Raw genomic sequence first — 24,288 nt, 5'->3', positions numbered from 1 at the left:
CTTCAGCGGCGCGGCCGGATCACCACTGCGGGCCGCTGCGCGTTTCGCGCCGGCCGGTGGCGCCCGAGAGTTCGGTGTAGAGCTCGAAGGACAGGCGGCCGAGCTCCGGATCGGCCCGCGTTTCAGCCGACCGGGGGCGCGGGATCTCCACCGTGCGGATGTTGGACACGCGGCCGGGACGCGGCGACATGACGACCACGCGGTCGGCCAGGAACACGGCCTCGGGAATCGAATGGGTCACGAACACGATGGTCTTGCGCTGGCCGCCCGTGCTGCTCTCGCCCCAGATGCGCAGGAGCTCGATGTTCATCTCGTCGCGCGTCATGGCGTCGAGCGCGCCGAACGGCTCGTCCATCAGCAGGATCGGCGGGTCCATGATGAGGGCGCGGCACAGCGAGGCGCGCTGCTGCATGCCGCCCGAGAGTTCGCCGGGCCGCTTGGCGGCGAAGTCGCCCAGGCCCACCATCCTGAGCAGCGCGAGCGCGCGCTCGCGGTACTGCGCGGGGTTGCCGCCGGACAGCTCCACCGGCAGCAGCACGTTGTCCAGCACCGAGCGCCACTTGAGCAGCAGGGCGGCCTGGAACACCATGCCGACTTTCGGGATCGGCTTTTCGACCGGCACGCCGTCCACCAGGATGCGGCCGCTGGTCACGGGGCGCAGCCCGGCGATGGCGCGCATCAGCGTGGACTTGCCGCAGCCGCTGGGCCCGACCAGCGCCACGAACTCGCCTTCGAGGATCCGGAGGGAAATGTCGCGCAGCGCTTCCACCGGGCCGCTGTCGGCCTGGTAGATCATTCCCGCGTGGTCGACCTCGATCAGGGTGCGGCCGCCGGGCGCCTCTTCCTGTGTTGCTGCTGCACTGCTCACTTCGGTTTCCTGGGTTGCTGTGGGATGGCGGCGTATGGCGCCTACTTGACGGCCAGCGGCATGGCCACCTTGGTGAAGAACTCCGTGCTGAACACCGTCTTGCAATCCACCTTCTTGGGCAGGCCCATGTAGGTGTTCACGATCTCGGTGGAGGCGCACATCTTCTTCTCGTCGATCCAGCCGATGCCGTTGTCGGCGTAGTTCTTGGTGCGCATCAGGTCGAAGCCCATCATCATGTTGGCCTCGATGATGGCCACGTCGATCTCGGGCACGCGCTTCTTGAAGATCGCCAGCGCTTCCTTCGGGTTGGCCATCACGTCGCGCCAGCCCATGTAGGAGGCTTCGAGGAAGGCCTTCAGCTGCTTGGGCCTGTCGGCCATGGTCTTCTCGCCGGCCATGATGGACATGGCGTACAGGTCGAAGCCATAGTCGGCCCACTGCAGCCGCACGGCCTTGCCCGGGCCCATGGCCTTGTCGTAGAACGGCTGGCCGGTGGTGTAGTCGGCCACGCCGTCCACGCGCTTCTCGGCGATCGAAGCCACCTTGGCGGTGGGCTCGATGTTGACCCAGGTCACCTTGGTCGGGTCGATCTGGTTCAGGCGCGCGAAGGCCGGAAAGGCCAGGCGCTGGCTGTCGCCTGGAGGCGCGGCGACGGTCTTGCCCTCGAGGTCCTTGGGCTTGAGCAGCGGCTTGTCGGCGTGGCTGAAAAAGGTCATCGGCGTCTTGTCGAACACCATGCCCACCATCTTCACCCGGGCGCCGCGCGAGGCGGCCGAGATGATGGGCACCGCGTCGGCCAGCCCGGCGTCGGCGCGGCCGGTGTCGACCTTGGCGATGGAGTCGCCCGAACCCTTGGAATTTTCCAGCGTCACATCCAGCCCGCGCTGGGCGTAGTAGCCCTTGTCCAGCGCCACCCAGTAGGCGGCGTGGTCGCCCACGGCAAACCAGTTGAGGGCGAAGGTGAACTTCTCCTTGGCCTGCGCGGAGGCAGCGGCCGGCATCAGCGCGAGAAGCGCCGCACAGGCGGCGGCAACGGGAACGGCGATCCTGGGAGTCATGGTGCTTTCCTTTCGGTGAACGGGATGGGGGAACGGTCAGGCTTTCAGCGCGGCGCCTCTTCCGCCCAGGGCGCAAGCAGGCGGGACAGGACGGCGACCAGGCCATACAGCAGCAGGCCCAGCACCGAGATCCACACCAGCGCGGCGAACGCGGCCGGCGTGTTCATGCTGCTCTGCGTGGTGATGATCACGTAGCCCAGGCCCTTCTGGGAGGCCACGAACTCGCCCACCACGGCGCCCACCACCGCGGACGTGGCGGTGACCTTGAGCGCGCTCAGGATGTAGGGATAGGCGTTGGGAATGCGGATCTTCATGAACACCTTCCACTTGGGCGCGCTGAACACGCGGCCCAGGTCCACCAGGTCCTGGTCGATCTGGGTCAGGCCCACGGCGGTGTTGATGACCACGGGGAAGAAGCCGATCAGCGCGCCGATCAGCATGTTGGGCAGGATGCCGAAGCCCAGCCACATCAGGAACAGCGGCGCGATCGCCACCTTGGGCAGGGTGTTCACGAACACCAGGAACGGCGTCAGCGCCCGCGAGATGCCGGGCGACCACGCAATGGCCATGCCCAGCACCACGCCGGCAACCCCGGCCAGCACGAAGGCGCCCAGGATTTCGACTGCCGTGATCCAAGTGTGGCTGAGCCAGGGGATCTCGTTGCTGACCATCGCCTGCAGCACCGCGTAGGGGCTGGGCAGCAGGTACTCGCGGATGCCGAACACCGAGACCGCGAGCTGCCACAGCAGGATGAAGCCCGCGAACAGGCCCACGGCAGGCAGGTAGTGCACGATCCACTTGACGATCTTGCTGTTCATGGCCTGCGCTCCTTCATGCCAGCCAGCGGCTCAGGCCGGCCGCCACGAAGGCGTCGTCGGCCAGATCGCCGTGCTGCGCGTACACGCGGTCGATCTCTTCCATCTGCCCCGGGCTCAAGCCCTCATCTGGATCGAGGCACCAGACGCCTTCCAGCAGGCCCTGGCGGCGCAGCACCTCGTGGCAGCCGGCGATGCAGCCATGGAAATCATTGGCGACGTCGAAGAACGCGCTGTTGCAATCGGTGACGCGGCTGTCCAGCGCCAGCATCTCGGCCGTGACGGCCGGCTCGCGGGCCGCCGCCTTGCATTGCTCCAGCAGGCGCACCGCACCCGAGGTCCAGACCGACCAGTGGCCAAGCAGGCCGCCGCGAAAGCGCACGGTCACCGGCTGGCCCTCGCGCATCACGGTGAAGGGCGTCAGGAGGTCGAGCACGATGTGGTCGTCATTGCCGGTGTAGAGCGTCACGCGGTCTTCGGCGCGCGCCTGCACCACGCCGTGCACCACGTCGAGCGTGCGGTAGCGGTGAAACGGCGCCACCTTGATCGCCACCACGTTCTCAATGGCGGCAAAGCGGGCCCAGAATGCAGCGCTGAGGTTCATGCCGCCGACGGCCGGCTGCAGGTAGAAGCCGATCAGCGGAATCTCCCGCGACACGGCCTCGCAATGCGCGATCAGGTCGTCTTCGCTCTGCCCTTTCATGGCGGCCAGGCTCAGCAGCCCCGCGTGGTAGCCCAGCGTGCGGGCCAGCCGCGCCTCGGCGAGCGCCTGCGCCGTGCGGCCGCAGACCCCCGCCACCATCACCAGCTGGCGCGACGGCGCCACCCAGCCGCGCGCCTCCTCCATGGCCAGGCGCAGCACCTCTTCATAGAGGCCGACTTCGCGGATCGCGAACTGCGTGGTGTGCACGCCCACGGCCAGGCCGCCCACGCCGGCATCGAGGTAGTAGCGGCTGAGCGCGCGCTGGCGGCGCACGTCGAGCTGGCGCTGTGCGTTGAGCGCGAGCGGGTGCGCCGGGATCGCCAGGCCCTGCTGCAGCAGCGCGCGTGTGTGTTGGATGTGTTCGGAGGTGAGGTTCATGGTTCAGCCAAATTCAGGACCCGCCAGAACGAACAGCCGGTCGTGGACGGATGCAATGGGAGCGGGCCCGAGCGCCATGCGCGCGAAGGGCCGCTGGCGGGCAAAGCCGTTCTGCGCCAGCCAGGCCACCAGCGTGGTCCAGCGCTCGGGCAGATCGAGAAACACGCGGCCGCGCAGGTTTGTCAGCGCGGTCTGCAGCAGCGCCAGCGCCGATGCCTCGTCCGCGGCCACCAGCGGCCCCAGCTGCGTGGCGCGAAGGCCCTGGCGCGCGATGACGAAACCGGCCCCGTCCTGCGTCATCCAGGCGCGGCTGCCGTCGCGCCGCAGAAAGTCGGCCAGCAGCAGGTGGCGGTCGCAGCCGGAGGCTTCGGCATCGAGCCGCCGGATGGCAGCCAGATCGTCCCTTGCCGCCTCCCGCACCGGCGGCGAGACGGGCGCCGCCGCCGGGGCCAGCCCGTCCCAGCGCGCCAGCTCGAAACCCGCCTCGAAGCCCAGGCGCTCATAGGCCGGGGCCCCGGCCGGCGTGGCGTCCAGCACCGGGGTCACGGACACCGATTGCAGGTACGCCACGCAGCGCTTCATCAGCGCGGTGGCCAGACCCTGGTGGCGCCACTCCTGCGCCACCAGCACCATGGCGACCCAGCCCATGCCGCCGGCATAGGGCAGCGCCGCCGCGGTGGCCACCAGCCGGCCCGCGCCGTCGCGGCAGCCGAAGACCCGCCCCTGGCTGACGAACAGCCGCCAGTCGTCGGCCGTCTGGTTCCAGCCCGCCGCATCCGACAGCGCGAGGCCGCCCGGCACATCGTCCGGGCCGAGGGCGACCGGAGTCAGCGCCTCAGAAATCACCATCCCGGACCTCGAACTTGGTCGGCTTGTTGAACACGGGCTGCTCGCGCTTGACCCAGTCGGCCACCCAGTCGAGCATGGCGCCGAGCGGCACCAGCGGATAGCCGAACAGCTTGCCCGCCAGCGTGGTGTCCGACAGCAGGGCGGTGGCCGCCTCCTGGCCGCTGATCTGCGCCGGCACGCCCAGGCGCGCCGCGAATTCGCGCACCAGCCAGCGCACCGAAATGGTCTCAGGACCGGTGCAGTTCACCGGCGTGGGCGGTGTTGTGCAGTGGCGCAGGCTGCGCAGCACCTGGGCATTCGCGTCGCCCTGCCAGATCACATTCACATGGCCCATGGTCACGTCCACGGTCTCGCCCCGGTGCACCTTGGAGGCGATGTCGAACAGCACGCCGTAGCGCATGTCGATCGCATAGTTGAGGCGGAAGATGCGCCCCGGTGTGCCGTGCTTGGACGAGAAATACTCGAACATGCGCTCGCGGCCGATGCACGACTGCGCATACTCGCCCAGCGGCGCAGGCGGCGTGCTTTCGCTTGCGCCCTGGCGCCCCACCGGCGTGAGGGGATAGATGTTGCCGGTGGAAAAACCGACGATGCGCGAGGTGCGGAAGGTGTCGGCCACCAGGGCCGGCACATGGGTGTTCATGGCCCAGGTCAGCGCCTGGTTGTCCTTGGCGCCGAACTTGTGGCCGGCCGCGAAGATGATGTTGGGCACGCGCGGCAGGGCCTCGATGGCCGCCCGGTCCAGCAGGTCGGCGGCGATCGTCTCGATGCCCCAGCTCTCCAGGCGCTGGCGCACGGCGGCGTCGCTGAAGCGCGCCACGCCGATCACGCGCTTGTGCGGCGCGGCGTTCTTGGCCAGGCGCGCGAGCGTGGGGCCCATCTTGCCGGCCACGCCGAGAATCATGATGTCGCCGTCCACCTGCGCCAGATCGTCGATCAGCGCCTGGCTGGGACGCGACAGAAAATCCTCCAGCGCCTCGACCGACTCGAACCTGGCGGGCAGGCGGGCCACGTCCAGCAGCTCGACGCTGCCGTGCCCCGGGCTCCCGGACTGCTTGCTTTGCATGGAATTCCCCGTTTCTCAAACTTGATGGGATGAGCTTATGGGGTTCCAAATCCCGTGTCAACCGTTTGGTTGAAAATTAAGGCAAGGGTATTTCAGCATGGACGCGCGCGCACCCGTTGGGGGATTTTTCAGGCCTGCAATCCGGCCATGGCGAACGAAACGACATGCCGGCGGTAGGCGCTGACGGCTTCGGCGGCTTCGAGATCGCGCCCGAAGATCGACGACAGGGTCAACCGGTTGGAGAAGAAGAAATACGACATGCCGGCCACGGAGACATACAGTTCCACGGGATCGACGCCACGGCGGAACACCTTGGCCCGGATGCCGCGCGCCAGGGTCTTGGTGATCAGCTCGATCAGCGGCGAATTGGTGTCGCGGATGGCGCTGGAGCTGCGCACGTGCGGCGCGCCCTGGGCGTTCTCGTGGTTGAGCAGGCCGATGAAATCCGGATGGTGCGCGAGGTAGTCGAACGAGAAGCCGATCAGTGTGGCCATGGCCTCCTCGGGCTTCATGTCGCCCAGGTTCAGGCTGCGCTCCTGGGTCCGGATCTCGGTGTAGACCACCTCGAGCGCCGTGCGGTACAGGTCTTCCTTGCTGCCGAAGTAGTAGTAGATCAACTGCTTGTTGACCCCGGCGCGGGCCGCGATTTCGTTGACGCGCGCGCCGGTCAGCCCCTTGGCGGAGAACTCCGCGCGGGCCGCCGCGAGGATGGCGGTTCGGGCAGCACTGCTGTCTGCGTCTGGAGGGCTGGGGTCGGCGGCGCGGCGAGAGGGCATCGTGTTCCTGCTGTTGTGTGTTTTGGCGGATTATCAACCCGCCCTCCCACACCGCCGCGCTGCCCGGCTTCTCTCACGCGCGCTGCAGCACCGGTGCCAGCGCGCGGCCCGTGTGGCTGTCGAGCTGCACCATCTGCTCCGGCGCGGCGGCGGCCACCACGCGGCCGCCTTCGCGGCCCCCTTCGGGCCCCAGGTCGATGACCCAGTCGGCCTCGGCGATCACGTCGAGATCGTGCTCGATCACCACCACGCTGTGGCCGCCGTTCACCAGGCGGTGCAACACGTGGATCAGCTTTTCCACGTCGGCCATGTGCAGGCCCACCGTAGGCTCATCCAGCACGTAGAGCGTGTGCGGCGCCTTCTGGCCGCGCCGCGTCACGTCGTCGCGCACCTTGCTGAGCTCGGTCACGAGCTTGATGCGCTGGGCCTCGCCGCCGCTGAGCGTGGGCGAGGGCTGGCCCAGCGTGAGGTAGCCCAGGCCCACGTCCTTCATCAGCTGCAGCGGGTGCGCGATGTTGGGCATGCTGGCAAAGAAAGCCACCGCCTCGTCGATCTCCATCTGCAGCACGTCGCCGATGCTCTTGCCGCGCCAGGTCACGGCCAGCGTCTCGGGGTTGAAGCGCGCGCCGTGGCAGGTTTCGCAGGGCACCTTCACGTCAGGCAGGAAGCTCATCTCGATGGTGCGCACGCCCTGCCCCTCGCAGCCTGGGCAGCGGCCCTCGCCGGTGTTGAACGAGAAGCGGCCGGGGCCGTAGCCGCGTGCGCGCGCCTCCAGCGTGTCGGCGAACAGCTTGCGGATCACGTCCCAGAAGCCGATATAGGTGGCCGGGCAGGAGCGCGGCGTCTTGCCGATCGGCGTCTGGTCCACTTCGAGCACGCGGTCCACGCCCTGGTAGCCGTCCAGCGACTGGCAACCAACCCAGGCCGGGCGCTTGCCCGCGGCATCGGCATCGCGGCCGGCCTTGGTGCTGCGCTGCTGCACCACCGCCTGCACGTTGTGCAGCAGCACGTCGCGCGCCAGGGTGGACTTGCCGGAACCCGACACGCCCGTCACCACCACCAGCCGCTGCAGCGGCACGTCCACGTCCACGCTCGCAAGGTTGTGCAGGCTGGCGCCGCGCAGGGTGAGCTGGGGCATGTCTTTGCTGACCTCGCGCCGCGCCGCCAGCGGGTGGCGGATCGCGTGCAGCAGGTAGCGGCCGGTGACCGAGTCGCCCGCCGCGGAGATGTCGGCTGCCGTGCCCTCGGCCACCAGCCGGCCGCCGCGCTTGCCCGCGCTGGGGCCGATGTCGATGATGTGGTCGGCGCGGCGGATGGTGTCCTCATCGTGCTCCACCACCACCAAGGTGTTGCCCTTGTCGCCGAGCTTGTGCAGGGCGTTGAGCAGGATGCGGTTGTCGCGCGCATGCAGGCCGATGGTGGGCTCGTCCAGCACGTAGCACACGCCCTGCAGGTTGCTGCCGAGCTGCGCGGCCAGCCGGATGCGCTGGGCCTCGCCGCCACTGAGCGTGGGCGCGCCGCGGTCCAGCGTGAGGTACCCGAGGCCCACCTCTTCCAGGAACTCGAGGCGGCTGCGGATCTCCGGCACCAGGTCGCGCGCGATGTCGGACTCGCGCCCCGTGAGCTTGAGCGTGCCGATCCAGGTCCGGATGTCGGCCACCGACTGGGCCGCGATGTCGGCAATGCCCACGCTGTGGCGCCCGGTGGCGGCCTGCGCACCGAACCGGACCGCGCGCGCCGTGGCGTTCAGGCGCGAGCCCTGGCAGGTGGGGCAGACCGCATCGGTGACGTCCTCGGCCTCGGGCTCGGCAAAGGTCTGCTCGCGGCCCTTGCTGTCGTCGTCGCGCACCGAATCGTCGAACACCTTGCGCTGCTCTTTCGTGAGCTTGACGCCGGTGCCCACGCAGTCGGGGCACCAGCCGTGCTTGCTGTTGTAGCTGAACAGGCGCGGGTCCAGCTCCGCATACGAGGTGGCGCAGACCGGGCAGGCGCGCTTGGTGGAGAAGGCCTGCAGCGTGCCGAGCGCCGCCGTGGGCGCGCCCGCCATCATCGCGGCGCGCAGCCCGGCCAGGTTGCTCAGCACGTGGACCACGCCCTTGCCATGCTCCAGCGCGGTAGCCAGCGCCTCGCGCAGCAGGGCCTCGTTCTCGGGCGTCACGTCCAGGCTGGCCACCGGCAGCTCGATGGTGTGCTCCTTGAAGCGGTCGATGCGCGGGAAGCCCGTGGTGGGCAGGAAGTTGCCATCCACCCGCAGATGGGTGTAGCCGCGCGGGCGGGCCCAGTCGGCCAGCTCGGTGTAGACGCCCTTGCGGTTCATCACCAGCGGCGCCAGCAGGCCGATGTGCTGGCCGCGGAAATTTTTCAGCAGCTGCGCCGCGATGCTGTCGGGCGTCTGCGGCTGCACCGCCGCGCCGTCGTGGATGCAGTGCTGCACGCCGAGCTTGACGTACAGCAGGCGCAGGAAGTGCCAGACCTCGGTGGTGGTGCCCACCGTGCTCTTGCGCCCGCCGCGCGACAGGCGCTGCTCGATCGCCACCGTGGGCGGGATGCCGTAGACCGCGTCCACCTCGGGCCGGCCCGCGGGTTGCACGATGCTGCGCGCATAGGCGTTCAGCGACTCCAGGTAGCGGCGCTGGCCCTCATTGAACAGGATGTCGAAAGCCAGGGTGGACTTGCCCGAGCCGCTGACGCCGGTGACCACGCTGAACTTGCCGCGCGGGATGTTGACCGACAGGCTCTTGAGGTTGTGCTCCTTGGCGTTGACGATCTGGATCGCGTCGTCGGCCACGGTGCGGGCGCGACGCGCGCGCACCAGGGTCTGCAGCGGCACGCCTTCGGCAGCCGTGTGCGAGCCGGCGCCCAGCGCCTGCTCGTACTCGCGCAAGGCCTGGCCGGTGTGCGAGCTCGCATGCTGGCGCACGTCATCCGGCGTGCCCTGGGCCACCACCAGGCCGCCGCCGTCGCCGCCCTCGGGGCCGAGGTCGATCAGCCAGTCGCTGGCGCGGATCACGTCGAGGTTGTGCTCGATCACCACCAGCGAGTGGCCCGCGTCCAGCAGCTTGCGCAGGGCGCGCATGAGCTTGGCGATGTCGTCGAAATGCAGGCCGGTGGTCGGCTCGTCGAACAGGAACAGCACGCCCTTGCGGGCCACCGGCTGCCGGCTGGCCGACGCGGTCTTCGCGGCCTCGGCCAGGAAACCCGCGAGCTTGAGGCGCTGGGCCTCGCCGCCCGACAGCGTGGGCACGGGCTGGCCCAGCTTCACATACTCCAGCCCCACATCCACGATGGGCTGCAACGCGCGGATCACGTCGCGGTCGTTGGCGAACATCGCGGCGGCTTCGCTGACGGTGAGGTCCAGCACGTCGGCCACGTTCATCACCACCGGGCGCAGCGCGCCCACCGGCTGGCGTTCGATGGTGATTTCCAGAATCTCGGGGCGGTAGCGCTTGCCGTCGCAATCGGGGCAACGCAGGTAGACGTCCGACAGGAACTGCATCTCCACATGCTCGAAGCCCGAGCCGCCGCAGGTCGGGCAGCGGCCGTCGCCGCTGTTGAAGCTGAACTTGCTCGCGGTGTAGCTGCGCTGCTTCGACAGCGGCGCGGTGGCGAAGATTTCGCGGATCGTGTCCCAGGCGCCCACGTAGCTGACCGGGTTGGAGCGCGCCGTCTTGCCGATCGGCGACTGGTCCACGAACACCACCTCGCTGAGATGGTCGGCGCCCAGCAGGCGGTCGTGCGCGCCGGGCGATTCGGTGGCCTTGCCGAAGTGGCGCATCAGCGCCGGGGCCAGCACGTCCTGGATCAGGGAGGACTTGCCCGAGCCGCTGACGCCGGTCACGGTGACCAGGCGCTGCAGCGGGAACTCGACCGTCACGTTCTGCAGGTTGTGCTCGCGCGCGCCTTCGAGGATCAGGCGCGGCGTGTTGTCGCTGACCATGCGCCGAAAGCCCATACCGATCTGCTTGCGGCCGCCCAGATAGGCGCCGGTCAGGGTGTCGGCGCGGCGCAGCGCGTCGGTGCCGCCGTCGAACACGATCTCGCCGCCGCGCTCGCCCGGCCCCGGCCCCATGTCGATGACGCGGTCGGCCGCCAGCATCACGGCCGGGTCGTGCTCCACCACCACCAGCGTGTTACCGGCATCGCGCAGGCGCAGCATGGCCTCGGTGATGCGGTTCATGTCGCGCGGGTGCAGGCCGATGCTGGGCTCGTCCAGCACGAACAGGGTGTTGACCAGCGAGGTGCCGAGCGCGGTGGTCAGGTTGATGCGCTGTACCTCGCCGCCCGAGAGCGTGCGGCTTTGCCGGTCCAGCGTGAGGTAGCCGATGCCGACATCGCACAGGTACTTGAGGCGGGTCGTGATTTCCTCGAACAGCAGCTTCAGCGCCTGCGCATCGCCGTCATTGGCCTGGTGCGCTGCATCGGGGCCCATGAGGTCGAAGAAGCGGCGCAGCCGGTCGATCGGCATCAGCATCAGGTCGTGCAGGCACAGGCCCGGCAGGGCCTCGAGCTGGGTGCGCGACCACTTCACGCCCACAGGCATGAAGCGGCGGCCCGGCTCCAGCACCGTGTCCGCGGCTTCCCGCGAGCCGATGCGCCACAGCAGGCTCTCGGTCTTCAGGCGCGCGCCGCCACAGGTCTCGCAGGGCGTGTAGCTGCGGTACTTGGACAGCAGCACGCGGATGTGCATCTTGTAGGCCTTGCTTTCCAGGTAGGCGAAGAAGCGCTTGATGCCGTACCACTGCTTGTTCCAGTTGCCTTCCTTGTAGCCCGCAGTGCCGTCCAGCACCCAGGCCTTCTGGTCGGCGGTGAGCTTGTTCCAGGGCGTGTCGCGCGGGATGCCGGCCGTCTCGGCATGGCGCATCAGGTCGTCCTGCGCTTCCTTCCAGGCCGGCGTCTGGATGGTCTTGATGGCGCCGGCGCGCAAGGTCAGCTTGTCATTGGGAATGACCAGGCCCCAGTCCACCCCGATCACGCGGCCGAAGCCGCGGCAGGCCTCGCAGGCGCCCACGGCCGAGTTGAACGAGAACATCGACGGGATCGGGTCGGTGTAGCGCAGGTCGCTCTCGGGGCAGTGCAGGCCCGTGGAGAATTTCCAGATCTCGGCCTCGCCCTCGTCGCGCAGGCAATAGACGCTCAAGCGGCCGCTGCCGCGCTTGAGGCCGGTCTCGATGGCCTCGATCACGCGGGCGCGCTCGGTGGAGCCCATGCGGAAGCGGTCGGCCATCACGTCGAGCACCTTGCGCGGCCCGGTCGGCGTGGCCACCTCGCGCTCGGCCTGCACGCGCGTGAAGCCGCTGGCCGAGAGCCATTGCTCGATTTCCTCGGGCGTGGCGCTGCCCGGCAGCTCCACCGGGAAGGTCACCACCAGGCGCGGGTCGCCTTGCGCGGCGGCCCGCGCCGCCAGTTCGGCATGGATCGAATCCGGCGAATCGTGGCGCACCGGCCGGGCCGTCTCGCGGTCGAACAGTTGCCCGGCGCGCGCGAACAGCAGCTTCAGGTGGTCGTTGAGCTCGGTCATCGTGCCCACCGTGGAGCGCGAGGAGCGCACCGGGTTGGTCTGGTCGATGGCGATGGCCGGCGGCACGCCCTCGACCTTGTCCACCGCCGGCTTGTCCATGCGGTCGAGGAACTGGCGCGCATAGGCCGAGAAAGTCTCCACGTAGCGGCGCTGGCCCTCGGCGTAGAGGGTGTCGAACACCAGGCTGGACTTGCCCGAGCCGCTGGGGCCGGTCACCACCGTCAGCTCGCCGGTTTGGATGTCGAGATCGAGGTTCTTGAGGTTGTGCTGTCGCGCGCCGCGAATGCGGATCAGTCCCTGCGTCATGGAGCCGGTCTTTCTGTAGTGTGGCGAAAGATTCTAGGCATGTGCGCGCGGCCAGCGCGCCATGTGGTTATCCGGGACTTTGCACAAGTCTCCTGTCAGTTTCTGTCACCAACAAGGGCTATTTCATGACACCCCGCGCAGGGGCCGCAAAGCGGGCCACTGGGGAAACGGCTTGAAGTGGCAGAAGCCAGCCCCCGCCAGGGAGGCAGGACGCCGGCGGCCGATGCGCTCAACTGTTGAGCGCGCGCTCGAGAGGCTGGAATTTTTCCGGGCCGACGGCCTCGCGGATCTTCGGCGCCAGCGCCAGCAGCTGCTCATAGCTGCCGGTGGCTTCCACCGCGAGATTGAGGCGAAAGCCCCGAAGGCCCAGGCTGGCCGTCAGCTGCGTGGCAATCGGATAGGCGCGCTGATAGCGCTCCTGCGCCGACGCCTGGCCACCGGCAGGCGCGGCGGCCGGCTCGGCAAGCGGAATACCCGGATCGCCCGGCGCCCCGGCCAGCAGGCCTGTCTGAACCAGGTACTCCACATCTTCGGCAGTCACGCCCAGGCCGGCCGTGGCCTTCAGCACCTCGACCAGGCTGCGCTTTCCGTCGAACAGAATGAAGGCGGACCGCTGCCGCGGCGTCAATGCGACGGAGCGGTCTTTCAGCGCCTGCTGCCCTGTCTCCGTCTTGGTGTATGGCATGGGTCCTGTTTCCTTGCGGAAATACTACCCCGCCCCGCGCTCGATTGCCAGCGCGGACCCTAGTCAATTTCCCGCATAGGGATAGTCAGGAGACTGCCGCCGGCGGCGCCAGGGCGCCGTGCTTTTCTCCGCCCATGTCGATTTCTCCTCCTTTCAACAGGACGAACAGCGCCAGCGCGGCAAAGATGACAAAGCCCACAGCAATCTTCCACATGATGAATCTCCAATCAAAAGTTCTCAATTCGTCTCGCACGTTTCGAAAAAAAGCCCTTGCAGCACGGTGCACCGCAAGGGCGTTTTCCGGAAACGGGGCCGAGGCGGCCCCCTGGCGAGCCCCTGGGCAACCAGGGAGCCCGCCGGCACGCAGGAGCTCAGTCCTTGGCGTAGATGTCGACGTCCTTGGTTTCCTTGACGAACAGCACGCCGATCACGAAGGTGGCGCCCGCGATGATGATCGGGTACCAGAGACCGTTGTACATGTTGCCGGTCTGCGCCACGATGGCGAAGGCGGTGGTCGGCAGCAGGCCGCCGAACCAGCCGTTGCCGATGTGGTACGGCAGGCTCATCGAGGTGTAGCGGATGCGCGTGGGGAACATCTCGACCAGCATGGCGGCGATCGGGCCATAGACCATGGTCACCAGGATCACGAGGTAGGTCAGGATCACGATCATCATGACCTTGTTCATCTTGGCGGGATCGGCCTTGGTCGGGTAGCCGTCGGCCTTCAGCGTGTCGGCCACGGCCTTCTTGAACTCGGCATCCTTCTTCTTGGCGTCGTCGGCGCTCAGGCCCTTGGACGAGTAGCTCGGGATCACCGTTTCGCCGATCTTGATGGTGGCCGGCGTGCCCGCGGCGGCGGGCGCGTTGTCATAGCTGACCGAAGCACCGGCCAGCACCTGCTTGGCAATGTCGCACGAGCTCGTGAACTTGGACGTGCCGGTGGGGTTGAACTGGAACGAGCACTCGGCCGGGTCGGCCGTCACCACCACCTTGTTCTTTTCCTGCGCGGCGGCGAGGTCGGGGTTGGCGGCCTTGGTCAGCGCGCCGAACACCGGGAAGTAGGTCAGCACGGCCAGCAGGCAGCCCGCCATGATGATGGGCTTGCGGCCAATCTTGTCGGACAGCGTGCCGAACACCACGAAGAACGGCGTGCCGATCACCAGCGCGGCCGCGATCATCAGGTTGGCCGTGACGGCATCGACCTTGAGCTGCTGCGTCAGGAAGAACAGCGCGTAGAACTGGCCCGTGTACCAGACCACGGCCTGGCCGGCGGTCAGGCCGATCAGCGCCAGGATCACGATCTTGAGGTTCTTCCATTGGCCAAAGGACTCAGCCAGCGGCGCCTTGGAGGTCTTGCCCTCGGCCTTCATCTTCTGGAAGGCGGGCGATTCGTTGAGGCTCAGCCGGATCCACACCGAGATGCCCAGCAGCAGGATGGACACCAGGAACGGGATGCGCCAGGCCCAGTCGCCGAAGGCGGCTTCGCCAACGCCGGTGCGCACGCCCAGGATCACGATCAGCGACAGGAACAGGCCCAGCGTCGCCGTGGTCTGGATCCAGGAGGTGTAGGCGCCGCGCTTGCCGTGCGGCGCGTGCTCGGCCACATAGGTGGCCGCACCGCCGTACTCGCCGCCGAGCGCGAGGCCCTGCAGCATGCGCAGGCCGATCAGGATGACCGGGGCGGCCACGCCGATGGCGGCATACGAGGGCAGCAGGCCGACGATGAAGGTCGACAGGCCCATGATCAGGATGGTGACCAGGAAGGTGTACTTGCGGCCGATCATGTCGCCCAGGCGGCCGAACACAATGGCGCCGAAGGGGCGCACGATGAAGCCCGCGGCAAAGGCCAGCAGCGCGAAGATGAAGGCCGAGCCCGCATCCAGCCCGCTGAAGAACTGCTTGGCGATGATGGGCGCGAGCGAACCGTAGAGGTAGAAGTCGTACCACTCGAACACGGTACCGAGTGACGAGGCGAAGATGACTTTCTTCTCCTCAGGCGTCATGGGCCTTGCGGCGGCTGTTGCCATGGTTTGTCTCCAAAAGTTGTTAGCCCCCGACGTGGGTGCCTGGGCGAATTCTTGGAGATGGCACTGACCCTGCTCTGACGCGAAACCAACCGGGGCTTGCACCAAACTGAATCAGTGCTGACGAATTAGGGTGAAACCCGAAGGTTTCATTTCGGGATGTGAAGAAAGGCTGCGTTCGGGCCGCTACCGGCTGCGCGACAGCCCCACGGGGAGCTGACACACGGTGTCCCAGGCCGGCCCATCGAACCACTCGTCGCCCTCGAGATAGCGGCGCAGCATGGGCAGCGCATCGAAGCCCCAGAACAGCTTGCCGTCCACCGCCAGGGCCGGCACGCCGAACAGGCCCCGTGCGATCGCCTCCTCGCCATGCGCCTTGAGACGGGCCTTGACCTCGGCGCCGTCCGGCACCAGCGCGGGCGCCAGTTGCGCGGTCAGCGCCTGCAGCCGCTGTGCGTCGGCCGCATCGGCGCCGCCGCGCCACACATGGCGGAACACCGTCTCCGTCACGTAGCGGCTGGGATGTCCGTCGTCGCTGCATGCCAGGGCCAGGCGCAGCAGGGCCAGAGGATTGAACGGATGGGCGGCCGGAAGATCCATCGGGATGCCATGGCTGTGAGCGAGCCACAGCACCTGACGGTAGGTCCAGTCGCGCTTGGACGCGATCTCCGCCGGCCCGAGCTGGCCGTGGTGCTTGAGCAGCGCGGCAAACAGCACCGGCTTGTAGCTGACGCTGTAGCTCAGCCCCTGCAAGGCTGCGGGCAGCCTCTCGAACGCGAGGTAGGCATAGGGCGAGATGAAATCGAACCAGAACGTGATGTGTTTCATGCGCGCCTCCCTGTGCCTCGGTGCATCCTGCCTCAGGCCTCGACCAGCCCGGCGCGCCGCTCGATCAGCGCCCAGACCGCGCGCTTGGCCTCGTCGTCCATGCGCGACCACCCTGCGATCTCGTCAAGGGTGCGGAAACAGCCCTCGCACAGGTCGCCGGCGGCGTCTGGGCGGGCGCCACCCGGCGCTGCCGGGCCTGCGGCGCCCATACGGCACACCGAAACGCAGGGTGAAAGCACATTCTGGGCTGATGTCCGCACCGCGCGGGCACGTTCAGCTATCAAATCCATAGCATTCATACGGCAACAACCACCTGCACGACATCCGCCACCGGGGCGCCCGTGAGGTGTTCGAGATCCCGCGGATGCAGCCTGAAGACGCCATGCGGGTGCCCGGCGGCGGCCCAGATCTCCTCGAAGCGGAACAGCTCGCGGTCGATCAACGTGACGGGCGGCGTGGCATGCGCAATGGGCGAGACGCCGCCAATCGTGAAACCGGTACGCGCCTTGACGAACTCGGCATCGGCGCGGCCGGTCTTGCCGATGAGCGCTTCCACTTTCTTCTCATCGACGCGCCGGTCGCCCGAGGTGATGACCAGCACGGCCGCGTCGTCCGACTTGCGCCGGAAAACGATGCTCTTGGCGATCTGGCCCACGGCAATGCCCAGCGCATCGGCGGCCTGCTGCGCAGTGCGTGCGGCGTCGTCGAGCATCACGGGCGAATGAGGGTGGCCCTTGGCCTGCAGGGCGGCCGCCACGCGCTGCACGCCTTCGGGCAGGGACTTGAGTTCAGCGCCGCACATCAGCCGTGTCTCTTGTTCAGGAGCGCCGTGGACGCGCGCGAATTCGGCTTGCGCTCCAGGTAGTCGCTGATGTACTTGCCGGCGTCGATCAGCCGGTCGAGGTCGATGCCGGTCTCGATGTCCATGCCATGCAGCAGGTAGACCACGTCCTCGGTCGCCACGTTGCCGGTGGCACCCTTGGCGTAGGGGCAGCCGCCGAGGCCGGCGGAAGAAGTGTCATACTGCCAGACACCCAGCTCCAGGCTGGCCAGGGTGTTGGCCAGCGCCTGGCCGTAGGTGTCGTGGTAATGGCCCGAAACGTCGTCCAGGCCGTAGTGCCGCAGCGCCGCCTCCAGGGCGCGCTGCACCTTGCGCGGCGTGCCGACGCCGATGGTGTCGGCCACGCCCACATGCTGCACGCCGATCTGTTTCATGAGCCGCGCCACCAGTTCGACCCGCTCGGGCGCCACCTCGCCTTCGTAGGGACAGCCGACCGCGCAGGAGATGGCGCCGCGCACATGGATGCCGTGTTCGCGCGCCGCCTGCACCACCGGCGCGAAGCGCTCGATGCTCTCGGCGATCGAGCAGTTGATGTTGCGCTGGCTGAAGGCCTCGCTGGCCGCGCCGAACACCACGATCTCGTCGGGCCTGGACGGCAGCGCGGCTTCGAAGCCCTTCATGTTCGGCGTGAGCACCGAGTAGCACACGTCGGCGCGCCGCTCGATGCCGGCCATGACCTCGGCGTTGTCGGCCATCTGCGGCACCCACTTGGGCGACACGAAGCTCGTGACCTCGATGTTCTTGAGCCCGGCCTCCTGCAGGCGATGCACGAGACCGATCTTGACCTCGGCCGGCACCGGCTGCTTTTCATTCTGCAGCCCGTCGCGCGGGCCGACGTCGACGAGTTTGACGCGGGAAGGCAGTTTCATGATGTCCTCAGTATCCCTTGATCCGGTCAACCCTGCCGGCCACCGGCTTTCCCTGTTCCAGATCCAGCATCTTGCGTGTGATCTGCGCGATGCTTTCCTCGCGCAGCGTGCGCGCCGAGGTGTGCGGCGTGACCGTGATTTTCGGGTGTTTCCAGAATGGGTGCGCCACGGGCAGTGGCTCGGTGCGGAACACGTCGAGCGTGGCCCCCGCCAGATGCCCGCTGTCGAGCAGTGCCAGCAGGTCTTCCTCGACCAGATGGGCGCCACGCGCCACATTGATCACATAACTGCCCCGCGGCAGGCGCGACAGCGTGTCGCGGTTCAGGATGTCGCAGGTCTCGGGGGTGAGCGGCAGCAGGCACACCAGGGTTCGCGCGCCTGCCAGGAATTCGTGCAGTTGTTCCTGGCCGGCGAAACACTGCACGCCCTCGAGCACCTTCGGCGACCGGCTCCAGCCTCGCACCGGAAACTCGAAATGCGCAAGCGCCTTGGCCACGCGCTGGCCCAGGACGCCCAGCCCCAGGATGCCGACGCCGAAGTCGGCGCGGACTGCCGGCCGGCGGTAGGACCAGGTGCCGGCCGCCACGTCCTCGGCATAGCGGTCGAGCTCGCGGAAATACCGGATCACCGCGTGGCTCACGAACTCCGCCATCTGCACGGCCATGCCGCCGTCGTCGATGCGCACCACCTGGGCTTGCGGCGGCAGCCGCAGCTTCAGCAGCGCGTCGACGCCAGCGCCAATATTGAAAATGCCCCTGAGCCGGGTCTGCTCGTCGAAGAACTGCTGGGGCGGCGCCCAGACCACGGCATGGTCGGCCAGCGCGGCGCCGGGCTGCCACAGCTCCACGGTGGCCTGCGGCAGGGCCTGGCGCAGGCCCTCCAGCCAGGGCTCTTGCTTGGTATCAGAACAGCAGAAAGTGATTCGCATGCCGCCAGTCTGCCATCAACCATGGGGCTCACGCCGCCAGCTTGAGCAGCTCCGCCCCTTCCACCACCTGGTCGCCAGGCGCATACAGCAGCTCCTGCACCACGCCGTCGGCCGGCGCAGCGATGGTGTGCTCCATCTTCATGGCCTCCATCACCGCGAGCGCCTGACCCTTGGCCACCTTGTCGCCAGCCTTGACGGAGAACGACACCACCTTGCCGGGCATGGGCGCCGTGAGCCGGCCGGCCTCGACATGGCTGTCGCCCGCATGCGCCAGCGCATCGATCACGGTCAGTTGCGTGGCGCCCTGGGCCATGAAGACATGGGCCGCTTCGCCATTGCGGTACACCCGGGCCACCCGGCGCTGCCCCGCAAACTCGACATCCAGCCCGGCCGCTGCGTCACGAAACGCCAAGGAGCCGGACGCGCCGCCCACCGCCAGGCGCAAGGCGCCGTCGTGCAGGCAACTCAGCTCGGCCTTCGCCGCCTCGCCACGGAACTCGAACTCGAAGCGCCGCAGCACCGCGCCGTGCGAACGCCAGCCGTCGCGCCGGCTGAACGGGTCGGCGCCTTCGGTGGCACGCTCATCGAGCAGCGTTTGCGCCACCACGGCCGCGGCGGCCAGCGGCAGGCCCACCGGCTCCTGGTGGAACAGCACGGCCTGCTCGCGCGGGATCAGCGCGGTGTCGAGGTTGGCCTGGGCGAACGACGGGCTCTTCACCACCTGGCGCAGGAACTGCACGTTGGTGGCCAGCCCGACGATGTGGGTCTGGGCCAGCGCCGCATCCAGCCGCGCCAGCGCCTCCTCGCGCGTCGCACCGTGCACGATCAGCTTGGCGATCATCGAGTCGTAGAACGGCGAGATGGCATCGCCCTCGCGCACGCCGTCGTCGATGCGCACCGCGCCGCGCTCGAAGCTCGTGCACTCGGGCTTGCGGTACACCCGCAGCGTGCCCGTGGCCGGCAGGAAGTTGTTGTCGGGGTTCTCGGCGCAGATGCGCGCCTCGATCGCATGGCCGTGGATGCGCAGCTCTTCCTGTTTCAGCGGCAGCGCCGCGCCAGAGGCCACGCGCAGCTGCCACTCCACCAGATCGAGCCCGGTGATGGCCTCGGTCACCGGGTGCTCGACCTGCAGGCGAGTGTTCATCTCCATGAAGAAGAAGTTCATGCTGCCGTCCGGCCGCTGCTCGACGATGAACTCCACCGTGCCGGCGCCCACGTAGTTCACCGCGCGCGCGGCCGCCACCGCGGCCTCGCCCATCTGTCGGCGCATCGCCTCGGTCATGCCGGGTGCGGGCGCTTCCTCCAGCACCTTCTGGTGGCGCCGCTGCACCGAGCAGTCGCGCTCGAACAGCCAGACGTAGTGGCCGTGGCTGTCGCCGAACACCTGGATCTCGATGTGGCGCGGGCGCTGCACGCATTTCTCGACCAGCACCGCGTCGTCGCCAAAGCTGTTGATCGCCTCGCGCTTGCAGGAGGCCAGGGCCGCGTCGAAGTCTTCGGCCTTGTCCACCGCGCGCATGCCCTTGCCGCCGCCGCCCGCGCTGGCCTTGATCAGCACCGGGTAGCCGATGCGGTCTGCCTCTTTTTTCAGCAGCGCCGGGGCCTGATCGGTGCCGTGGTAGCCCGGCACCAGCGGCACACCGGCCTTTTCCATGAGCTGCTTGGACTCGGCCTTCAGCCCCATCGCCTGGATGGCCGAGGGCGGCGGGCCGATGAACACTAGGCCGGCGTCGGCGCAGGCCTGGGCGAACTCCTCGTTCTCGCTGAGGAAGCCATAGCCCGGGTGGATGGCCTCGGCGCCCGTGGCTCGGGCCGCTTCGATGATGCGCTCCCAGCGCAGGTAGCTGTCCTTGGGCGCGCTGCCGCCCAGGTGCACCGCCTCGTCGCAGGCCGCCACATGCTTGGCGCGGGCATCGGCGTCCGAATAGACCGCCACGGTCTGAATGGCCATGCGCCGGGCCGTGGCCGCCACGCGGCAGGCGATCTCGCCGCGGTTAGCGATCAGGATTTTCTTGAACATGTCGATGGTCCTCTGCGGAGCTGGGCTTGAAACGGAAAGCAGGCGGAGCGCCCGGGTCGGGCCGGCCGCTGAAGATGCGCGCCAGACGGCCAAACAGTGATTTGAGGAAGCGCCAGCACAGGTGGATCAGCCACAGGCTCAGCACCAGCACCGCGGCCAGCACCACGCACAGCACCAATGGATGCGCCACGGCCAGCCAGAGCATGGCGGGGACGAGGCCGTCCTCGAACAGCGAGGCGCCGATGTTGCTGAACGGCTCGGGCGAGGTGTTGAGCGCCGCGCGCGTGGTGGCCTTGGCCGCGAGACTGGTCGCTGCGAAGCTGCCGCCGACCAGCGCCGCGATCACCGCGGTGATGCCGCCGTCCAGGCCGAACACGCCCGCGGCCAGTGCCGCGCCGGCCGGGACGCGGATGACCGTGTGCACCACGTCCCACAAGGTGTCGACGCCGGGAATCTTGTCGGCGAAGAATTCGACGAACACCATGAAGCCGCTGGCCAGCAGCACGGCCGGGTGCGACAGCAGGTGCAGCCCCGGCGGCAGCGCGACCCAGCCCAGGTAGCCAGCCAGCCCGGTCAGCAGCACCACGAGGTACAGCCGCACGCCGCTGGCCCAGCCTAGGGCACCGGCCAGGGCCATCAGTTGCAGGGTGTCGAGCTGGTTCATCGGTTCAGTCCAGCCAGGCCGGTTTTCGCTTTTGCAGGAAGGACTGCAGGCCTTCGCGGCCCTCGTCGCTGGCGCGGATGTCGGCGATGCGGCGCGCGGTCTCGGCGCGCAGCTCGGCCGTCAGCGGCGCGCCGGCCACGTCGCGCACCAGCCGCTTGCATTCGCGCACGGCCTTCGGGCCATTGGCAGCCAGGGCGGCCACCAGCTCAGCCACCTTGGCGTCCAGCGCCTCGGCGCCGCACAGCTCGTGCACGAAACCCAGCGCCTGGGCCTGCGCCGCGCTGAAGCGCTCGGCCGTCACCATGTAGCGGCGCGAGGCCTGCTCGCCCAGGGCCCGCGCCACATAGGGACCGATGGTGGCGGGCAGCAGGCCGAGGCGGGCCTCGGACAGGCAGAAGGTGGCGCCTTCCGCCGCCACCAGCACGTCGCAGATGGCGGCCAGGCCCATGCCGCCGGCATAGCAGTCGCCCTGGATCCGGCCCACGACGGGCACCGGGCACTGGTACAGGGTCCAGAGCATGTCGGCCAGCTTCTGCGCATCGTCGCGGTTCTGCTCCCAGCTGTAGTCGGCCATGGCGCGCATCCAGTTCAGATCGGCGCCGGCGCAAAAGGCCTTGCCGTGCGCCGCGAGCACGATGACGCGCAGGTTCTCGTCGCGCGACAGCGCGGCAAAGGCCTGGGTCAGCTCGGCGATCACCGCGTCGTTGAAGGCATTGCGCACCTCGGGCCGGTTGAGCCAGACCTCGGCCACGTGGGCGGAGGGCCGGCGGATGTCGAGGCTAGGATGAGTGGCAGTCATGGTCCTGAGGGCCTCAGTAGCGCTTGGCAACTTCCTCGAGCATGACCTCGGTGGCGCCGCCGCCAATGGCCAGCACGCGCGCATCGCGCCACAGGCGCTCGATCGCGGTCTCGCGGATGTAGCCCATGCCGCCGTGGAACTGCTGGCAGGTCTGCACCACCTCATTGACCAGCTCGCCGGTCAGGGCCTTGAGCATGGAGACCTCCTGCACGATGTCGCGCCCCTGGGTCACGCTCCAGGCGCAGTGGTACATGAACTGGCTCGCCGCGCGGGTCTTGGCATCGAGCATGGCCAGGCGCTGGCGGATGGCCTGCTTGTCCCACAGCGTGGCGCCGAAGGCCTGGCGCTGGCGCACATGGTCCAGCGTCATCTTCAGGGCCTGGGTGCAGTGGCCCACCGCCATCGCGGCCAGCGCGATGCGCTCGGTCTGGAAGTTCTTCATGACCGAGTAGAAGCCCTTGCCCTCCTCGCCCAGCAGGTTGCCGGCGGGAATGCGCACATTGTCCAGCACCAGCTCGGCGGTGTCGGATGAGAGCCAGCCGGTCTTCTTGAGCGCGCGGCCCACGCTGAAGCCGGGCGTGCCCTTCTCGACGATGAACATGGTCATGTCGTGGCGCGCCGTGCCGGTCTTGGCGGCAATGAAGTACAAGTCGGCGTGCACGCCGTTGGTGATGAACATCTTGGTGCCGTTGAGCACCCAGTCGTCGCCGTCCCTGCGCGCCGTGGTGCGGATGCCCGCCACATCCGAGCCCGCGCCGGGCTCGGTGATGCCGACCGCGGTGATCATCTCGCCGGCCGTCACGCGGCGCAGGTATTTTTCCTTCTGCGCCGGGCTGCCCGCGTGGTGCAGATGCGGGCCGGCCATGTCGGTGTGAACCAGCACGGTGATGATGAAGCCGGCGAAGGTCGATTGCGACAGCGCCTCGGCAAACACCAGGTTGGTCATGGCATCCGCATCGCCGCCGCCGTAGCGCTCCTCATACATCAGCCCCAGCAGCCCCGCCTGGCCCATGCGGCGCAGCACCTCGCGCGGCACCATGCCGGCCTCCTCCCAGGCCACACCGTGAGGCTCGACCTCGCGCGCAATGAAGCGCGCGATCTGCTCGCGCAGCAGCTCGTGCTCGGGGGTGGTGTAGATGCTGTCCATGGTCATTCATTCTTCCAGACGACGTCGTTATCGACAGCATAGAGGCGGCATGCGATCTGGTTGCGCCGGTTGCAGTTGGCCAGCGCCCGGCCCATCGGATCGTCGCCGCCCGAGGCCCAGCCGAAGACGCCGCCGGGCGCCAGGGCGAACGCGCGGGGCGCGGGCTTGAGCAAGAAGCCGCGGTAGGCCTCGCGGCCGCCCTCGCTCAGGTGCGGCACGCGACCGGCATCATCCAGCGCCGCGTAGCCGCTCGCAGGCGGCTGGTCGGGCCGATGGCCTCGGGCGAATTGCGGCTGCACCACGGCCGTGGGCAGGCCTGCCGCCGAAAGTTTGTCCTCGACGCGCTTCCACCAGATCGGCAGGCCGGCGTAGGCGCCAAACATGTGGTGAGCGTCCACCCCGAACGGGCCATAGGCGACCAGCTCGGCCTTGCCCCCCGCCGCCACATAGGCATCGAACGCGGGACGAATCACCGGCGGCGGGAAATAGCCGTCATTGGCGCCATAGAACCAGAGTGAAGGCACCCGGGTTTTGGCGCCATAGGCCGCATAGGCGTCCTGGAGGGCCAGTTCCCATTGGCAGCCCGCGGTGAACTTCAGCCCCCCCGCGAAATTCACGAAGAGCTTGAACCCCGGGTCGGGGCTCTGCGCGTAGGCCAGGGTGGTCAGGCCGCCGTGCGACTGCCCCATCATGACCATGCGCGTGGCGTCGGCCCAGGGCTGCCGGATCAGCCAGGACACGACGGCCCGCACATCATCGGCCTGCGCCTCGCCGTTGCCGGCAATGTTGCAGCCTTCGCCGACAGCCGAACCGCCGGACTTGGAGAAGCCCTCGCGCATCGGCACCACCACGGCATAACCGCGCTGCAGGAACTCGCGGACAGCCGGCAGGTAGCGCGCGCGCGGCTGCAGCCGGTTGTTGCCGGAATCCTTGCCGTGGTTGATCACGACCACCGGAAACGGACCGGCGCCCTGTGGCTTGAAGATCGTGGTCTCCAGCATGACCTGAAACACACGGTTGCTGCGGACGAATTCGATCGACTCGCCAAGCGCCGGGTCTGGCGCAACCTCCTGCGCGACCGCACATGCCCCCGCGAGCATGAGCACCGCGGCGAGACCAACAAGGCGAGTCCACATCATGCGCACG

Annotated in this window: 21 protein-coding genes; all 21 read right to left on the bottom strand. The window is 68.4% G+C overall.

Translation table 11 applies throughout. The features are described from left to right. Positions 1-19: 19 nt before the first annotated feature. Positions 20-796 carry an ABC transporter ATP-binding protein gene (locus MMF98_RS00945; RefSeq protein WP_279343582.1) on the bottom strand — a complete coding sequence of 259 codons (777 nt, stop codon included), beginning with the start codon at positions 794-796 and terminating at the stop codon, positions 20-22. A gap of 113 nt (positions 797-909) precedes the next feature. Continuing rightward, on the bottom strand, positions 910-1,926 hold the full coding sequence (locus MMF98_RS00940) for an ABC transporter substrate-binding protein (protein WP_243303123.1): 1,017 nt from the start codon (positions 1,924-1,926) through the stop codon (positions 910-912). A 44-nt stretch (positions 1,927-1,970) separates the two neighbouring features. Then, positions 1,971-2,744, bottom strand: a complete 774-nt coding sequence (locus tag MMF98_RS00935) for an ABC transporter permease (RefSeq protein WP_243303122.1) — start codon at positions 2,742-2,744, stop codon at positions 1,971-1,973. Positions 2,745-2,757: 13 nt separating this feature from the next. After that, the gene (locus tag MMF98_RS00930; RefSeq protein WP_243303121.1) at positions 2,758-3,822 is read right to left on the bottom strand and encodes a dihydrodipicolinate synthase family protein; all 1,065 of its coding nucleotides are present in this window, start codon (positions 3,820-3,822) and stop codon (positions 2,758-2,760) included. 3 nt (positions 3,823-3,825) lie between these two features. Further along, positions 3,826-4,671 carry a GNAT family N-acetyltransferase gene (locus MMF98_RS00925; RefSeq protein WP_243303120.1) on the bottom strand — a complete coding sequence of 282 codons (846 nt, stop codon included), beginning with the start codon at positions 4,669-4,671 and terminating at the stop codon, positions 3,826-3,828. Continuing rightward, positions 4,658-5,737 carry an NAD-dependent epimerase/dehydratase family protein gene (locus MMF98_RS00920; protein ID WP_243303113.1) on the bottom strand — a complete coding sequence of 360 codons (1,080 nt, stop codon included), beginning with the start codon at positions 5,735-5,737 and terminating at the stop codon, positions 4,658-4,660. Before MMF98_RS00920 ends, MMF98_RS00925 begins: the two co-directional genes overlap by 14 nt. Positions 5,738-5,865: 128 nt before the next feature. Next, positions 5,866-6,513 carry a TetR/AcrR family transcriptional regulator gene (locus tag MMF98_RS00915; protein WP_243303111.1) on the bottom strand — a complete coding sequence of 216 codons (648 nt, stop codon included), beginning with the start codon at positions 6,511-6,513 and terminating at the stop codon, positions 5,866-5,868. Between the two features lie 73 nt (positions 6,514-6,586). Continuing rightward, positions 6,587-12,337 (bottom strand): excinuclease ABC subunit UvrA, encoded by a 5,751-nt coding sequence (gene uvrA / locus MMF98_RS00910; protein ID WP_243303109.1) that lies wholly within the window; start codon positions 12,335-12,337, stop codon positions 6,587-6,589. Between the two features lie 229 nt (positions 12,338-12,566). Next, positions 12,567-13,022, bottom strand: a complete 456-nt coding sequence (locus MMF98_RS00905; RefSeq protein WP_243303107.1) for a hypothetical protein — start codon at positions 13,020-13,022, stop codon at positions 12,567-12,569. An 85-nt stretch (positions 13,023-13,107) separates the two neighbouring features. After that, on the bottom strand, positions 13,108-13,236 hold the full coding sequence (locus MMF98_RS23600) for a hypothetical protein (RefSeq protein ID WP_279343422.1): 129 nt from the start codon (positions 13,234-13,236) through the stop codon (positions 13,108-13,110). Between the two features lie 157 nt (positions 13,237-13,393). Further along, complete coding sequence (locus tag MMF98_RS00900; protein WP_243303105.1) at positions 13,394-15,049, bottom strand: MFS transporter; 1,656 nt, start codon at positions 15,047-15,049, stop codon at positions 13,394-13,396. Between the two features lie 183 nt (positions 15,050-15,232). Continuing rightward, positions 15,233-15,874: a 2-hydroxychromene-2-carboxylate isomerase gene (locus MMF98_RS00895; RefSeq protein WP_243303103.1), complete on the bottom strand. Its 642-nt coding sequence runs from the start codon at positions 15,872-15,874 to the stop codon at positions 15,233-15,235. A gap of 32 nt (positions 15,875-15,906) precedes the next feature. Beyond that, positions 15,907-16,083, bottom strand: coding sequence for a DUF1289 domain-containing protein (locus MMF98_RS00890; RefSeq protein ID WP_243303101.1), 177 nt, complete (start codon positions 16,081-16,083; stop codon positions 15,907-15,909). Between the two features lie 86 nt (positions 16,084-16,169). Then, positions 16,170-16,676 carry a YbaK/EbsC family protein gene (locus tag MMF98_RS00885; protein WP_243303099.1) on the bottom strand — a complete coding sequence of 169 codons (507 nt, stop codon included), beginning with the start codon at positions 16,674-16,676 and terminating at the stop codon, positions 16,170-16,172. Then, positions 16,676-17,584: a hydroxymethylglutaryl-CoA lyase gene (locus MMF98_RS00880; protein ID WP_243303091.1), complete on the bottom strand. Its 909-nt coding sequence runs from the start codon at positions 17,582-17,584 to the stop codon at positions 16,676-16,678. Before MMF98_RS00880 ends, MMF98_RS00885 begins: the two co-directional genes overlap by 1 nt. Before the next feature lie 7 nt (positions 17,585-17,591). Further along, the gene (locus MMF98_RS00875; protein WP_243303089.1) at positions 17,592-18,512 is read right to left on the bottom strand and encodes a 2-hydroxyacid dehydrogenase; all 921 of its coding nucleotides are present in this window, start codon (positions 18,510-18,512) and stop codon (positions 17,592-17,594) included. 28 nt (positions 18,513-18,540) lie between these two features. Then, complete coding sequence (locus tag MMF98_RS00870; protein WP_243303087.1) at positions 18,541-20,532, bottom strand: acetyl-CoA carboxylase biotin carboxylase subunit; 1,992 nt, start codon at positions 20,530-20,532, stop codon at positions 18,541-18,543. Next, entirely contained in the window at positions 20,507-21,196 is a 690-nt protein-coding gene (locus MMF98_RS00865) for a DUF4126 domain-containing protein (protein ID WP_243303084.1), read from the bottom strand. Before MMF98_RS00865 ends, MMF98_RS00870 begins: the two co-directional genes overlap by 26 nt. A gap of 4 nt (positions 21,197-21,200) precedes the next feature. After that, positions 21,201-21,995: an enoyl-CoA hydratase/isomerase family protein gene (locus MMF98_RS00860; protein ID WP_243303082.1), complete on the bottom strand. Its 795-nt coding sequence runs from the start codon at positions 21,993-21,995 to the stop codon at positions 21,201-21,203. 13 nt (positions 21,996-22,008) lie between these two features. Beyond that, positions 22,009-23,142 (bottom strand): acyl-CoA dehydrogenase family protein, encoded by a 1,134-nt coding sequence (locus tag MMF98_RS00855; protein WP_243307246.1) that lies wholly within the window; start codon positions 23,140-23,142, stop codon positions 22,009-22,011. Positions 23,143-23,144: 2 nt separating this feature from the next. Further along, entirely contained in the window at positions 23,145-24,281 is a 1,137-nt protein-coding gene (locus tag MMF98_RS00850) for a dienelactone hydrolase family protein (RefSeq protein ID WP_243303079.1), read from the bottom strand. Positions 24,282-24,288 lie beyond the last annotated feature (7 nt).

The sequence above is a fragment of the Variovorax terrae genome (assembly GCF_022809125.1).
Lineage (GTDB): Bacteria > Pseudomonadota > Gammaproteobacteria > Burkholderiales > Burkholderiaceae_C > Variovorax_A > Variovorax_A terrae.
The sequence above is the reverse complement of the archived record's forward strand: the minus strand, read 5'-3'. Positions and strand labels throughout refer to the sequence as shown.

Excerpts from the sequence above, each read along its gene's own strand:
- MMF98_RS00945 (WP_279343582.1), bottom strand. The coding sequence starts at position 796 with ATGATCTACCAGGCCGACAGCGGCCCGGTGGAAGCGCTGCGCGACATT.
- MMF98_RS00940 (WP_243303123.1), bottom strand. The coding sequence starts at position 1,926 with ATGACTCCCAGGATCGCCGTTCCCGTTGCCGCCGCCTGTGCGGCGCTT.
- MMF98_RS00935 (WP_243303122.1), bottom strand. The coding sequence starts at position 2,744 with ATGAACAGCAAGATCGTCAAGTGGATCGTGCACTACCTGCCTGCCGTG.
- MMF98_RS00930 (WP_243303121.1), bottom strand. The coding sequence starts at position 3,822 with ATGAACCTCACCTCCGAACACATCCAACACACACGCGCGCTGCTGCAG.
- MMF98_RS00925 (WP_243303120.1), bottom strand. The coding sequence starts at position 4,671 with ATGGTGATTTCTGAGGCGCTGACTCCGGTCGCCCTCGGCCCGGACGAT.
- MMF98_RS00920 (WP_243303113.1), bottom strand. The coding sequence starts at position 5,737 with ATGCAAAGCAAGCAGTCCGGGAGCCCGGGGCACGGCAGCGTCGAGCTG.
- MMF98_RS00915 (WP_243303111.1), bottom strand. The coding sequence starts at position 6,513 with ATGCCCTCTCGCCGCGCCGCCGACCCCAGCCCTCCAGACGCAGACAGC.
- uvrA (WP_243303109.1), bottom strand. The coding sequence starts at position 12,337 with ATGACGCAGGGACTGATCCGCATTCGCGGCGCGCGACAGCACAACCTC.
- MMF98_RS00905 (WP_243303107.1), bottom strand. The coding sequence starts at position 13,022 with ATGCCATACACCAAGACGGAGACAGGGCAGCAGGCGCTGAAAGACCGC.
- MMF98_RS23600 (WP_279343422.1), bottom strand. The coding sequence starts at position 13,236 with ATGTGGAAGATTGCTGTGGGCTTTGTCATCTTTGCCGCGCTGGCGCTG.
- MMF98_RS00900 (WP_243303105.1), bottom strand. The coding sequence starts at position 15,049 with ATGGCAACAGCCGCCGCAAGGCCCATGACGCCTGAGGAGAAGAAAGTC.
- MMF98_RS00895 (WP_243303103.1), bottom strand. The coding sequence starts at position 15,874 with ATGAAACACATCACGTTCTGGTTCGATTTCATCTCGCCCTATGCCTAC.
- MMF98_RS00890 (WP_243303101.1), bottom strand. The coding sequence starts at position 16,083 with ATGGGCGCCGCAGGCCCGGCAGCGCCGGGTGGCGCCCGCCCAGACGCC.
- MMF98_RS00885 (WP_243303099.1), bottom strand. The coding sequence starts at position 16,676 with ATGTGCGGCGCTGAACTCAAGTCCCTGCCCGAAGGCGTGCAGCGCGTG.
- MMF98_RS00880 (WP_243303091.1), bottom strand. The coding sequence starts at position 17,584 with ATGAAACTGCCTTCCCGCGTCAAACTCGTCGACGTCGGCCCGCGCGAC.
- MMF98_RS00875 (WP_243303089.1), bottom strand. The coding sequence starts at position 18,512 with ATGCGAATCACTTTCTGCTGTTCTGATACCAAGCAAGAGCCCTGGCTG.
- MMF98_RS00870 (WP_243303087.1), bottom strand. The coding sequence starts at position 20,532 with ATGTTCAAGAAAATCCTGATCGCTAACCGCGGCGAGATCGCCTGCCGC.
- MMF98_RS00865 (WP_243303084.1), bottom strand. The coding sequence starts at position 21,196 with ATGAACCAGCTCGACACCCTGCAACTGATGGCCCTGGCCGGTGCCCTA.
- MMF98_RS00860 (WP_243303082.1), bottom strand. The coding sequence starts at position 21,995 with ATGACTGCCACTCATCCTAGCCTCGACATCCGCCGGCCCTCCGCCCAC.
- MMF98_RS00855 (WP_243307246.1), bottom strand. The coding sequence starts at position 23,142 with ATGGACAGCATCTACACCACCCCCGAGCACGAGCTGCTGCGCGAGCAG.
- MMF98_RS00850 (WP_243303079.1), bottom strand. The coding sequence starts at position 24,281 with ATGATGTGGACTCGCCTTGTTGGTCTCGCCGCGGTGCTCATGCTCGCG.